At 34.1% G+C, this 14097-nt stretch carries 13 protein-coding genes; 2 read left to right on the top strand and 11 right to left on the bottom strand.

All coding sequences use genetic code 11. The features are described from left to right. Positions 1–45 precede the first annotated feature (45 nt). The 7 genes from RT412_RS13165 to RT412_RS13135 form a co-directional block, all read right to left on the bottom strand. A complete protein-coding gene (locus RT412_RS13165) occupies positions 46–1242 on the bottom strand; it encodes a cyclopropane-fatty-acyl-phospholipid synthase family protein (protein ID WP_313344086.1) in 1197 nt (398 codons plus the stop codon). A gap of 266 nt (positions 1243–1508) precedes the next feature. After that, the gene (locus RT412_RS13160; RefSeq protein WP_313344092.1) at positions 1509–2966 is read right to left on the bottom strand and encodes a TrkH family potassium uptake protein; all 1458 of its coding nucleotides are present in this window, start codon (positions 2964–2966) and stop codon (positions 1509–1511) included. After that, a complete protein-coding gene (locus tag RT412_RS13155; protein WP_313344095.1) occupies positions 2963–3631 on the bottom strand; it encodes an NAD-binding protein in 669 nt (222 codons plus the stop codon). The genes RT412_RS13160 and RT412_RS13155 overlap by 4 nt, the downstream gene beginning before the upstream one ends. After that, entirely contained in the window at positions 3628–4077 is a 450-nt protein-coding gene (locus RT412_RS13150; protein ID WP_313344098.1) for a TrkA family potassium uptake protein, read from the bottom strand. Before RT412_RS13150 ends, RT412_RS13155 begins: the two co-directional genes overlap by 4 nt. After that, positions 4061–4438: a tetratricopeptide repeat protein gene (locus tag RT412_RS13145; RefSeq protein WP_313344100.1), complete on the bottom strand. Its 378-nt coding sequence runs from the start codon at positions 4436–4438 to the stop codon at positions 4061–4063. Before RT412_RS13145 ends, RT412_RS13150 begins: the two co-directional genes overlap by 17 nt. 126 nt (positions 4439–4564) lie before the next feature. Then, positions 4565–5260: a response regulator transcription factor gene (locus RT412_RS13140; protein ID WP_313344103.1), complete on the bottom strand. Its 696-nt coding sequence runs from the start codon at positions 5258–5260 to the stop codon at positions 4565–4567. Beyond that, positions 5260–6783, bottom strand: a complete 1524-nt coding sequence (locus RT412_RS13135; RefSeq protein WP_313344105.1) for an ATP-binding protein — start codon at positions 6781–6783, stop codon at positions 5260–5262. Before RT412_RS13135 ends, RT412_RS13140 begins: the two co-directional genes overlap by 1 nt. Positions 6784–7239: 456 nt before the next feature. Here RT412_RS13135 and RT412_RS13130 point away from each other — a divergent pair, with 456 nt between their 5' ends. Next, positions 7240–7623 (top strand): hypothetical protein, encoded by a 384-nt coding sequence (locus tag RT412_RS13130; RefSeq protein WP_313370349.1) that lies wholly within the window; start codon positions 7240–7242, stop codon positions 7621–7623. 325 nt (positions 7624–7948) lie between these two features. On the opposite strand, the gene glmS is transcribed toward RT412_RS13130, so the two are convergent. Further along, entirely contained in the window at positions 7949–9739 is a 1791-nt protein-coding gene (gene glmS, locus RT412_RS13125; RefSeq protein WP_313344110.1) for a glutamine--fructose-6-phosphate transaminase (isomerizing), read from the bottom strand. 758 nt (positions 9740–10497) lie between these two features. On the opposite strand from glmS, the gene RT412_RS13120 reads away from it, so the two are divergent. After that, positions 10498–10725 carry an alpha/beta-type small acid-soluble spore protein gene (locus RT412_RS13120; protein ID WP_313344113.1) on the top strand — a complete coding sequence of 76 codons (228 nt, stop codon included), beginning with the start codon at positions 10498–10500 and terminating at the stop codon, positions 10723–10725. Between the two features lie 271 nt (positions 10726–10996). Here the strand turns inward: RT412_RS13120 and RT412_RS13115 are convergent, their stop codons facing one another. From RT412_RS13115 to RT412_RS13105, 3 genes are read right to left on the bottom strand one after another with little or no spacing between them, the layout of a single operon-like run. After that, complete coding sequence (locus tag RT412_RS13115) at positions 10997–12028, bottom strand: electron transfer flavoprotein subunit alpha/FixB family protein (RefSeq protein ID WP_313344116.1); 1032 nt, start codon at positions 12026–12028, stop codon at positions 10997–10999. A gap of 13 nt (positions 12029–12041) precedes the next feature. Then, positions 12042–12824: an electron transfer flavoprotein subunit beta/FixA family protein gene (locus tag RT412_RS13110; protein ID WP_313344118.1), complete on the bottom strand. Its 783-nt coding sequence runs from the start codon at positions 12822–12824 to the stop codon at positions 12042–12044. Positions 12825–12836: 12 nt separating this feature from the next. After that, positions 12837–13973, bottom strand: a complete 1137-nt coding sequence (locus tag RT412_RS13105; protein WP_313344120.1) for an acyl-CoA dehydrogenase — start codon at positions 13971–13973, stop codon at positions 12837–12839. Positions 13974–14097: the final 124 nt, after the last annotated feature.

Genomic DNA, 14097 nt, shown 5'->3' with positions numbered 1-14097 from the left:
TTCAAGAGCTACTTTTATAATCAAATTATTATTTATTCTGTTGGTTTATTTATACAAATATTCTCTTGTCCATGGTATTTCATTATTAATACTTTTAGAAAACAAGAATTGATGAATATCTATATTACCTGAGTTAAAGGATCCAGCACATGCGTTTAAATATAATCTCCACATCCTAATAAATTTATCATCATAGCTTTTCTTTATTTCTGGTATTGCTTTTTCAAAATTATATGCCCAATGCTCCAATGTTCTGCCATAATGCCGTCTAAGGCTCTCTGCATCTAATAAACTTAATTGCATATCCGACATATAAGCAATTAATTCTTTGACTGTCGGAATATATCCTCCCGGGAATATATATTTATTTATCCATGAGTTAACACCACCACCGCTTATTCCTGTTATACAATGTAGTAAAGATAATCCTCCTTCAGTCAATAAGTTATTTACTTTAGAAAAGTATTCTTGCAGATTATCTTTACCGACATGTTCTATCATTCCTACACTTACTATTCTGTCAAATTTTTTATTTTTTAGTTCTCTGTAATCCAGAAGTTCAACTTCTGCAAGACCCTCTAACCCTTCTTTTTTGATTCTTTCCTTAACTTTATTAAATTGTTCAACGCTTAGTGTAATGCCCATTGATTTTACATGATATTTTTTAGAAGCAGAAATTATCAATTCTCCCCATCCGCATCCTATATCAAGCAGTGTCTGATCTCTATGTAAATTTAACTTTTTTAATATGTAATTAACTTTATTTTTTTGAGCTTCATTTAATGAATCTTCATCAGTCATAAAATAACCACATGAATAAGTCATTGAATCATCTAACCAAAGGCTGTAAAATTCATTTCCTATATCGTAATGATAATGTACATTATCCTTACTATCATTAATATTATTTTTAATAATGTTATTAGTGTTGATACCTTTTAAGATATTCTTATCATTATTATAAATACATTCTATAATTTTTCCCAAATCACCATCAATTTCTATCGCATTTGCCATATAAGCCTCGCCTAATGCCATTGATGGATTCTTAATTATATCTGTTTTGGAGATAGGACTGTTTATAATTATTTTAAATTTACTATCTCCTTCTCCATATTTTTCTTCCTCTCCATCCCAAAACTTAAGTAAAAATGGAACATTGAAAATTTTACTTAAGAAAATTCTGTAAAAGACTTTATCAGTATCTAATCTATTTTTAGTTTTTTCTAAAACTTTTATCATTTTATATCTTTAACTCCTTATAAAATACTATTTATATATTAACCAATAAACGAATTATTATACTTTTACACCTTACGACTATACTTGAAAAATAAATTATAAGGAGTTAGGTGGAAATATTAGTTCATATGAAATTTAAAAACAGCATTCGATAATAATTATTGAATACTGTTTTTGATATACCCTCTTTTTTTAAGGATATAGGTATAAGAAATTAAGGAGATATAGTCCAAATATCATTTTTCTATATTTATTTAGGGTAAGATTCATATTTTCAATCTTAATATCTTTTTTGTTATATTTATAATAGCATAGAATATAACAAATATTTCAAGTCGGCCAAGAAGCATACCGAAGATCATGGTCCATAATGCTACCGGAGGTGTATTTATACTTGTTACACCTATTGATAAGCCAACTGTACCGAGGGCTGATGCAAATTCAAACAATGCTTCCTTAAGAGCATATCCGCAAAGTGTCAGAATGCTTATTCCTACTATTAGAATAGCTATATATATCAATACATAATTGGATGATTCGTTATAAACATCAGGAGTTATTAATGCTTTACCTTCAGCTTTGTAAATAACAGGTTTATTGACCATTCGTTCAGGCATAAACTTGCGTCTTATTGACCAGCTGATTTGCTTAGAAATTATATAAAATCTTTCTAATTTGATTCCTCCTGCCGTTGAACCTATTCCGCCGCCGATAATCATCAGTACAATCATCACAAGATAAGAGAAGTCCGGCCAATCATTATAGCTGACTGTTGAAAAGCCGGTAGTTGTCAATGCAGATACCACATTAAAAAGACTTATTCTCAGAGAATCGGCAAAATTGCCATACAAGACAGATAACGACACAAAGGCTATAAGCGGCACAACAGCTGCTGTGAAAAATAAAACCAATCTTGATTCGCCAAGCTTGAAAAATTCACGGAATTTCCCCTTGACAAGTAACATGTTAGCATAAAAATTCGTTGAACCAAGAATCATAAGGATAATTGTAACAAGCTCAATTGCAAAGCTTTCATATGCTCCGATACTTGAAGCTTTAGTTGAAAACCCCCCCGTTGACAATGCTGCCATTGAATGGTTGACAGCATCAAAAATCGGCATGCCAAAAATTACATACAGAAGTGTTCCTGCTACAAAATATCCTGAATATATTTTAATTATAAGTCTTGCTGTCTTTGCTAAGTTAGGAAGCAGCTTATTGTTATGTCCTTCAGAAGAAAACAAAGTCATTCCAAAGCTTTCAGATAATGCTGATACAACAATGAGAACTATCCCCACGCCTCCGAAAAATTGAATCATTGAGCGGAATATTAAAAATATTTTTGGAGCTTTTGTAACATCAACTACTGAAAGCCCAGTAGTTGTCCATCCGCTCATTGCTTCAAAGTAAGCTTGAGTAAAGTTCAACATTCCTGACATAATAAACGGAAGTGATGAAAAAAATGTTGCCAGAATCCAAATGCCAACAACTACTGTTGCAGCATTTCCGGTTGTGAGTCTGTAATCTTCCGGCACGTTGATCTTATTTAATAAAAACCCTGAAATTCCTGCAATACCAGCCGGAACTAAAAAGCTAACCATAAATCTTATTTCATCCGTATAAAACGGCAGCACTACTATAGGCAGTAATATGATACCAGCGACAAACATAAGCATTACACCAATATATTTCAACATATATATGGCTTCATATTTCTTGTTCACCGTCTTGCACCTCCAGTCAATTTAGACAACGTAGAAGCATAAGATGACGCGCTAGTAAATATCATCAGCTTATCTCCTTCGTGTATTTCAGTCCTGCCATTTGGAACAATAGTGTTATTTCCTCTCAATATACATCCTATGATTGTATCATTAGGAAGTCCAAGGTCCATAATCTGCTTTCCGCAAACATCGCTGATATTTTCAACCAACACCTCCAAAAGCTGTAGATTTTCATTTTCTAAAGGCATGAAATTAATTACTTGATCTGCAAAAGCCATCTGTTCAATTATATTTGAGAGAACATAGGTCGCACTGACTGCAGTATTTATTCCAAGTTTTTTAAAAACTTCAACATTTCTCGGATTGCTTACTGTGGCAAAAGCACGTGGAATACCAAATACTTTTTTAGCAAGTAAACAAATTACCAAATTATCAGGGTCATTTGACTTTACTGCTATCATCAGGTCGAAGCCATATATGTTTGCATCCTCTAAAATAAACTTTTTGGAGCCTTCTCCATAAATAACCATTATATCTTTAAATTCTGACAATCTTTCGCATTCATCTTGATTATTATTTATTATTACAAGCTGATGCCCCTTTTTAATAAGTGAATCAGCAAGAAAATTAACCTTTACACCATTTCCGACTATTACAATCTTCATTTCAGACACCCTCTTTCATTTAGGAAGTTCTCAATCGATTCAATTGACAACTTATACGGATATACAACTCGTACTCCATTTTCACTTGCAATATCCTCCAGCTCTGTTGAATACAAACGAGCAATAACAATCGGCACATTAAAAACTTTTTTAGCTATTTGTGTAACCATTATGTTGGTATTATCATCATCAGTTGCAGCAATCACTGCAAGTGAATTTTCAATTCCGGCACCTTCAAGCGCGCTGATATCGGCAGCATCACCTGCTATTGAATAACCGCTGTAATCAGGGTGCAGCTTTTTGAATGCACTCGGATTTAAATCTATAACAACAACTTCTTTATTGTGTTTAGAAAGCAAAGAAGCAACATTAGCGCCCAATCTGCTTCCGCCTGCAACTATATATAGTCTTCTGTTATTATTTGAATTTTTATCTTTTTCGAACATTAACCGTCGCCTCCTTATCGATAATATTTTTTGAATCTATATTTGAATCCTCAAGGTTTTCACCAAAATCCAATGGAATTTGTCTGCCTGAAAACATTGTGCAAACTCGTTCTAAGTTTACTGTTGCGGATTTATAAGTTGGATCCAGTGCATAAGCGGCTCTGTAATGTTTTCGCGCCAGGTCATAGTTTCTGTTCTTTTCATACCATAAACCCAGAAGATTATGAGGTTCCGGTGCATCAGGATTTTCGCACAGTGCGTTTTTTATAATTTTATAAGATTCATCAAAACTATCATTACGAAGTTTTTCTGTAGCTTCATTTATTAATTTTTTAAATTTTTCGCTCTTTAATTTAATCATATCTTATTCCTCCTTTAATAATTAAAGGATAAAACTTTAGATATAAGTTTTGTGTAAGGATTTTTCTGACTGATATAATTTTCCGATAAAAAAGTCCTGACAGCATAGCCGTCAGGACATATTATGTTATTCATCCAATAATCTGTATCCAACACCGATTTCGGTAATTATATATTTAGGCTGTGCAGGATCTTCGCCTAATTTTCTCCTCAGATTACCCATGCATACCCGTAAGGACTGTGTCTCATAATTACCGGTGCTTCCCCATATGTTCTCGGTAATATATCTGTGGGTCAGAACTTTACCATGATTTTTGGCCAGCAGCACTAAAACCTTGTATTCGTTAGGGGTAAGCCGTATTTCTTCGTCATTGCACCATACTCTGTGCTTATCGGTGTCTATGATTAAATTATTGATTTCAAATTGCTCACTTTCTGAATCAGTTGACATATCATTGTTTGATTTATGACGAAGTATTACACGTATACGTGCAAGGAGCTCAGTAACGCTGAATGGCTTTGTTAAATAATCGTCAGCTCCGGCGTCAAGTGCTTCGACTTTTTCCCGATCACGCCCGCGGGCGGATATAATAATTATCGGAATCTGTGATATTGTGCGCAGTTTTTTTATTACTTCAAGCCCATCCATATCCGGCAGTCCGAGGTCTAAAATCATAACATCAGGATTATGTGAAACAGCCAGCATCAGTGCATTTGATCCGTTATCCGTATCAATGCATTTATATCCTTGAGTTTCAATTGAAACACGCAGAAATTTACGGATAGAATTATCATCGTCTACTATTAAAATAAGTGTATCCATTAAATGCTCTCCTCTCCTGAAAAAACATAGAAACTGACAATTGTACCGGTAGGCTTGTTATTTCTGATGCTGATCTTGCCGTTATGTGCTTCAATTATTGATTTGCACAAAGAAAGACCCAGACCCATACCCTTTCTGTTAGTATTGTTTTTTCCTTTTCTTTTATAATAACGCTCAAATATATGAGGAATTTCCTCTTCGGAAATTCCGGTACCATTATCGCTTACTTCAAAAATAACCTTGTTATCCTTACGAAATAATGATACTGTAATTTCACTGCCGGCATTTGAATAATTTATTGCATTGTTCAGCAGATTCACCAAGACTTGCCTGATTAAAACACCATCAACTTTAGCAAAAATTATTTCATCAGGTATCTTAACATATATTTTATTATTTTTTGCATGTTTTCTGACATGAATAACTGCTTCGGTTATTATTTCTTCAGCAGCTTCCTCTTTAATATTAAGCTTGATTCTGCCTTCCTCGAATTGTGTTGTCTGCAAGATGTTTTCTACTAATTCATTTAACCAGTCTGCATCCTCGTATATATTTTGAAGAAAATTTCTCTTTAAATCATCGTCTAATATTTCATAATTGTCTAAAGCAGTGCTTGACATACCCATTATACCTGCAAGCGGAGTGCGAAAATCATGAGATATTGATCTTAGTATATCTGCTCTCATGCGTTCCTTCTGTATTTCCAGCTGAGCTCTCTGCTGCTTTTCATAAATTCTTTCACGCTCTAAAACCACTGCAATTTGTCTTGAAATAACATCTATTAATGTGTGCTGAGTATCAGTAAGTGATTCAGTATTTTTTGGTGAAACTCCAATAACACCTAATGATCCGTTTAAGCTTAAAACAGGCGAATAATATGACTTTGCTGCGGAAAACAATGCTGTATCTCTTCCGCATGAATTTCCTGATTCATATGCTTCCGTAGAAGCTGTCTGTTCAATATCCTCTTTGAAAATATCTTCTCCTTTGGTAACCTTAAGCAATTCCTTACCCGATGAATCAAAAAATCTCACAAGAATGCTTGCATTAAAAAGCTCTGAAAGTTCAGCAGCTGAGAGTTCAGCCAATTCACCCACACTTCTTACATTGAGAAGCAATTTTGTTATATTATATAAAGATGAAATGTTCTTTTCTCTGTCAATAACCATCTGCCTTTCAATTTTGACCCGGATTGTCAGCATACTTGTTAAAGAACCTACAACAAACATTACAAGAAATATGATCGGATAATCAGGATTATATACCTGCAGGGTATAGTAAGGTTCGGTAAAAAAGAAGTTGTAAAGCAGGACTGCGAAGATTGATGCCGCAAAGCTGTATAAATAACCTTCAGCCATGTAAGAATACAATAGGATTCCAAGCAAATATATCATTACTATATTTGTTTCGGACATATTTAAATGCCTGAAGCCTAAAGATGCTACAGTGCACATAGACATTATAAAAATCATTAAGAATATATTTTTTAGATTATAATTTATTTTCGATATATTATTTTTCATGTTTTACTCCATGCAATTTTGCTGTAAATTGTTAATTTATTCTACTTCATTTTTCTATTATTGTAAATTAGATTTCATTCATATTTGATAGAAATAATGAAAACACGAGAAAAGGATATTCGTAGGAAACAACTTTTTATGTCGTTAATGACACCAGTACATATAAAGTACTTAGTAGGTATATGTTTCAATAGATAATAAGAAAAGTCCGATTACAAATGCAGCAATAAAAATACACTTTATTGTTTTATTCTTCAAAACTATCAATGAACTGTCTTTCATATGATCTTTTAATGAAATAATTAGCCAGCTTCTGTTGTTTTCGATGATTTTAGTGTGTATAATCTGAAGGAGAAGTATTTCTATATTATGAATTAAGATTCTAAAAAATAAGTTTAAGCAATAAAATAAAATATATGTACAAAAATAATTATAATAAATATAAAGGATCCAAAAATGGGAAAAAGAAAAATATTCATTATTTTATATTTAATGTCACTTATATTATTGGGATGTAATCAGAAAGAAAATCAAGAAAATAATGATGCAATAGAAATCTCTGAGAAAGATTCAGCAGAAAGAATGAGTGAGCAAAATTATCAGTTTAAAAACAGTACGGCTGATCATGTTTTCTATTATGATGATGTTATTGTATATTTAGACATAAATGAAGATGATGATTATGAATCTGTTATAAGCAAATTAGGAACACCTTATTATGATAATTCAGAATCCTCTCCCCCTTCAGTTGTTTATTTAAGAATGTATAAAACATATGCAGAGATTTTCTTTAACGAAGAAACCGGCAAAGTATCTTATATTTCTTGTTTTAAAGAATAACACGATTTTAATGAATCTGATATACCTAAATCAGTACGAAAGAAAGGATCGATCCAGACAAAGAAGAAACTTTAGTTCCAAATTCAAATCCGATCTTGTAATAGAGTAGCTTAAGGGGGAGAAAGTTGTTTGACGACAAGCGTGAGGATATATTATCACGGAACACTAAACTTTTTAAGAGAAGAAAAAACATCAGTGCTTATCCCAAAAGGATGAACACTGATGTTTTATTTGATTAATAATTATGCATTTCTCAGTTTGCAACTTTATTGCACATTTTACAACTTTATTTTGGACTACAACTCACAGTACTCTATTTTATCCCTTATTCCACTGTCACTGATTTTGCGAGGTTACGGGGTTTATCGATGTCGCATCCTTTAAATAATGCCGCATAGTATGCAAGGTATTGGGCAGGAATTATTGCTGCTAAAGGCGATAACAGTTCATTCACATCGTCTATGATGATTTGATCCGTTTCCTGACTGATTTTACGCATTGATATAACCATTGTTGCAGCGCCCCTCGCTTTTACTTCCTTAATGTTGCTCCTCGTATTTAAATTGATGTTTTCCTGAGTTATAATCGCTATAACAGGAGTATTTTTTTCAATTAAGGCAATGGTTCCATGCTTTAATTCTCCTGCTGCAAAACCTTCGGTCTGAATGTAGGAAATTTCTTTTAATTTCAAGGACGCCTCCAAGCACAAAAAGTAATCCATGCCTCTTCCTATATAGAAACAGTTCCTTGAGTTTACTAAATATTTATTGGCTAACTCTTTGTATTTTTCTTTATCATCGCAAAGAGTTTCCATTATATAAGCAATTTTGCTTAATTCTTTAAATACATTAATATTTTTATTGTTATTCACCAAAGCAGCAAGTATTGATAATACGGCAATTTGAGCTGTATATGCCTTTGTTGAGCAAACTGCTATTTCAGGACCTGCATACAGAAGTAATGTGTTATCGGCTTCTCTGGATAAGGTTGAACCCTTTACATTGGTTAATGTCAATGTCTTATAGCCCATTTCTTTAACCTTTACCAGTACAGCCCTGCAGTCTGCAGTTTCACCGCTTTGTGATATGAACATAAAAAGAGGTTTTTTAGTCAATAGAGGCATGTTATAAATAAATTCACTTGCTATAACTACCTCTGTCGGTTTTCCTGATATTTTTTCAAAAAACTGCTTTCCTATAAGACCTGCGTGATAGCTTGTGCCGCAGGCAATTATATATAGCTTATCACAGCTTCTGACCTCTTCGACAATTTGCCGTTCAATGAACATATTTCCGTCTTCATCGGAGTATTCCGACATAATTTTTCTTATGACAAATGGCTGTTCTTCAATTTCTTTCATCATGTAATGAGGATATGACCCTTTTTCTGTATCTGATGCATCAATATCTGCTTTGTAAGGTTCTCTCGAAATCTTGTTCCCGTAAATAGAATAAATATCTATGCTGTCCTTTGTGATTTTTAAAAATTCTTTATCCTCTATTTCATAGAACATATTTGTATAGTTAATCATAGCCATTGCATCACTGCCAAGCATATTAAAACCATTTCCCTTGCCTGCCAATAATGGAGTTTTGTTTTTTGCGGCATACAAAGTGTTCATATCTTCGTTATCTATAATCGCAAGTGCATAGGAACCTTTTAGTTTGCTCATAGTATGTCTTATGGCAAGTTCAACTTCTTCTCCGTCATTTACAAATTTTTCGATAAGCTGTACTATAACCTCTGTATCAGTATCGCTCGTAAATGTTGTTCCATTTAAATATTTTTGTCTTAATTCATCTTCATTTTCTATGATGCCGTTGTGTACTAATGTGAACCTTTTAGAGCCGCTTTGATGAGGATGAGAATTAACACGGTTCGGAACACCGTGAGTTGCCCACCTCGTATGGCCGATACCTAAATTTCCGATTACATTTTTATCTATATTTTGTCTTAGCTCATTGATTCTTCCTTTTTCTTTAATTACATTTACGACATTGTTGTTAGCTATGGCGATTCCTGCAGAGTCATAACCTCTGTATTCTAATTTTTCTAAACCGCCTAAAATTATTTCTTTTACGTCTTCAAATCCTATATATCCGACTATTCCACACATATTTCTTTCTCCAATCTAATTTTTTTTACATACAAAACAATACTTGAAATTTGTCAAGCAAATTCTCTGATTAATATGATTTAGCACAAAAACAAGGAAACCCATGACTTCACTCATGATTACTCTGATAACACGATAACTTCTCCTTAGCTAATGCTTAGGATGCCGTAAAAATTTTTTTAATTTGATTGGGAAACAATATAGAATAATATTATTTTGGTAAGATGTTTAAGCTATTGGTTTTCTTTTGTCACAACCGTCGCCGGAAGTATTTGCAAAAACCATATCGATGAAGCTGCACCGCAGAGTGTCCGCCGAATTTTCGATAACTCTGTCCTCGTCAACTTATTAAGTTCAGGCGCTATAATAATTTTCTTTATTTCCCTTTTATTGTCCTCCTTTCTTCATAATAATAATCTGTTTTTATGAAATCATATTATTAAGTTATGAATTTTTTTCAAATTCGTTACTCATTTTTTATTTTAACACAATTTAAGAAATTAGTATACATATTTTTTAAATTTAGTATACATGGCAATTCTTTACCTTAAGTTGAATTATTTGCCATGTATTATAAAGAAAACGCGGTTAATAATAAGGTTAGAAAGTTAATCATTATAACTTTCGAAAATTTAATCTTGTAATTTAAATTGACCTGTAGCTTACATATTTGTACACAGGTTGATTGGGCCCAAGGTGTGTATACATGATTAAATTAAGTGACAAAATAATATTTATCTCAAGAAAGGAGAAACAAAATGGCATCAAACAACAATAGTGGAAGCAACAACATCGTTGTTCCGGAAGCAAAACAAGCATTGAATCAGATGAAAACTGAAATAGCTAATGAATTAGGATTAACAAACTATGAACAAGTAGATAAAGGAAATCTTACAGCTAGACAAAATGGTTATGTAGGTGGATACATGACTAAGAGATTAGTTGAAATGGCTCAAAGACAAATGAGCGGCGGCGGAATGAAATAAGAAACAAAATATAACAGTAGAATGCATCAAATCTGTTCGCTCTCTATCGTTCGTACAGATTTGGCATTCCTTGTATAAGACCTACCACTATTTTTCAGAAAAAGGACTCTGAAAAATTGGGTTAGGGCTATATAAAAATCGGTGGGTAGCTAAGCTATCCACCGATTTTATATTAGTTTTTTGATTAAATCCTTCGCAGTCGCTTTCCCTATCCCTGTTACTCAGGATAAGTGACCGACACCAACAGAGATTTGGGTCGTCTATGGCTTCTTTACTTATTAGCGTTGGCTTTTTCTTTTTTTAATTCTTCTATTAAAAGAGGAACTACTTTGAATATATCTCCTACTATACCTACATCAGCAACATCAAATATAGGAGCTGTTTCATCCTTGTTAATAGCAATGATGAAATCAGATTCTTCCATACCTGCCAAATGCTGAATTGCTCCGGATATTCCGCAGGCAATATATAGGTTTGGTCTAACCGTCTTTCCTGTTTGTCCAACCTGTCTGTCTTTTGGAACCCATCCGGCATCAACAGCTGCTCTTGAAGCAGAAATTGTTCCGCCAAGCAAATCAGCTAACTCTTCAAGAATAGGATAGTTTTCCGGTCCATGCATTCCCCTGCCGCCTGATACTAACACTTTTGCATCTTCTATATTCATTCTTTGTTGAATTATTTTAGTTACATCTAATATCTCAACATTTTTGCACTCTTTTGGTATATTGATTTTGAATTCTTCAATATTTACAGGGTTTTGTTCTGAATATTTAGCTGCCTGCATAACTCCCGGTCTTACTGTAGCCATTTGAGGTCTATGATTCGGGCATGCGATTGTAGCCATTATATTGCCGCCAAAAGCAGGTCGTGTCATCATAAGATTCAATTTATCCGCTTCTTCATCATCGGCTTCAATTGTTAAGCCGGTACAGTCAGCTGTTAAACCGGTATGCACCCTTGCAGATACTCTCGGAGCTAAATCTCTTCCGATTGCAGTTGCACCGAATAGTACTATTTCCGGTTTCTTATCCATTATAATTTTATTAAGTGTATATACATATGGTTCAGTCATGTATACATCAAGCATTTCATCATTTACATATATAACATTATCAGCACCGCTGTAACACAATCTTTTAGCTTCATCTTCCATATCTTTTCCTAATAAGACTGCTGTTACGGTAGTTTGCAATTCTTTTGCTAATTCTTTACCCTTGCCTATCAATTCAAGAGCAACTTTTTGTACTTTGCGGTCCCTTTGCTCCGCAAATACAAATACACCTCTATATTCTGAATTTTTCATTGTCCGCCTCCTACTAAATAATAAACTTTTCTTTCATTTTATCAACTATCAATTCAGCTGATTCCTGTGGTTCAAGGTTGAATAGCTTACCTGCCGATTTTGCACCTTTGGTAAATGACTTCTTAACCTTTGTAGGAGAACCTTTAAGTCCAATGTTATTTGTATCAACAGTTAAATCCTTCAGTGTCCAAACAGCCACCTTCTTTGCTCTGAAAGCATCGAATATCCCGCCCGGACTCATATAACGAGGTTCATTCAATTCTGATAAAGCTGTTATCAATACCGGCAGCTTCGCCTTGATTAAATGATATCTGTCCTCGTATTGTCTTTTAACGATTATAGAATCGCCTTCAATTTTAATATCTTCTGCATAGCTGATGTTTGGAAGTTTTAAATGTTCTGCAATTTGCGGACCAACCTGAGCAGTATCACCGTCAATCGCCTGTCTTCCCGTAATTATTAAATCATACTTCAAATTATTTAAGGCTGCCGCCAATGTAGATGAAGTTGCCCATGTATCCGCACCGCCAAAGGCTCTGTCAGTTACAAGTATTGCTTCATCTGCACCCATTGCCAATGCTTCTCTGAGAGCTAAATCTGCCTGTGGAGGTCCCATGGATACAACAGTTACGTGTGCTCCCATTTCATCCTTCAATCTCAGTGCTGCTTCTAAACCTGCTTTATCATCAGGATTAATAATGCTTGGAACGCCCTCTCTGATAAGTGTGCCTGTCTTAGGATCCAATCTTACTTCTGTTGTATCAGGCACTTGTTTAATACATACTACTATATTCACTTTACTACCTCCCTATTTTAACATGCTGGCACTGATAACCATTCTTTGAACCTCTGAAGTTCCTTCATAGATTTCAGTTATCTTAGCATCTCTCATCATTCTTTCAACAGGATAATCTCTTGTGTATCCATATCCACCGTGCAATTGAACAGCTTTCGTTGTAACTTCCATTGCTGTTTGAGAAGCAAACAATTTAGCCATAGCTGCATGTACTCCGTATGGTTGACCCGCATCCTTACTTAAAGCAGCTCTGTATACCAATAATCTTGCTGCGTCAACTGCGGTCTGCATTTCCGCTAACTGGAATTGAGTGTTTTGGAATTTAGAAATAGTTCTTCCAAACTGTTTTCTTTCCTGTACATATTTGACAGTTTGATCGATAGCACCCTGTGCGATTCCAAGAGCTTGAGCAGCAATGCCTATTCTGCCGCCGTCAAGAGTTTTCATGGCTATTTTAAAGCCATGACCTTCTTTGCCAATCAAGTTTTCTTTTGGCACTATACAATCTTCAAATATCAATTCACAAGTAGCCGAGCCTCTGATACCCATTTTTAACTCTTTCTTTCCTATTGAAAAACCCGGGAAGTCCTTTTCTACTATGAACGCTGATATACCTTTTGTTCCTAATGATTTGTCAGTCATTGCCATTACTATATAAACATCCGCATAGGATCCGTTGGTTATAAAAATTTTACTGCCGTTTAATACATAGTGGTCTCCGTTTAAAACCGCCTTTGTTTGTTGTCCAGCAGCATCTGTACCTGCTCCGGCCTCGGTTAAGCCGAAAGCTCCTATTGAATTTGAAGTAAGCATAGGTAAGTATTTTTTCTTTTGCTCCTCTGTACCAAATTCATATATCGGAGCTCCGCACAATGATGTATGTGCAGATAGTATAACTCCCGTAGTACCGCAAACCTTTGATAATTCTTCTACTGCCATAACATAGGTTAAATTATCGCAGCCTTGTCCACCGTATTCCTTTGGAAACGGAATACCCATAAAACCGTATTTTTGCATCTTTTCAACTGTTTCAACAGGAAATCTTTCCTCTTCGTCAATTTCCTGAGCTAACGGTTCTACCTCGTTGACAGCGAATTCTCTAAAAAGCTGTCTTGCCATTTCATGTTCCTTACTTAATTGAAAATTCATTATTTCACTCCCTTAAATTTTTTGTCCTTCTCCCTCTGTTTGTTATTTTTTTAACCTTATGTGTTAAAAAAATAATTCACACAAACAAATAAATTATACTAAATTGTATATAAAATATCAAGTC

The sequence above is a fragment of the Sedimentibacter sp. genome, assembly GCF_032080165.1.
Lineage (GTDB): Bacteria > Bacillota > Clostridia > Tissierellales > Sedimentibacteraceae > Sedimentibacter.
This window is presented reverse-complemented; position numbering and strand designations above follow the sequence as displayed.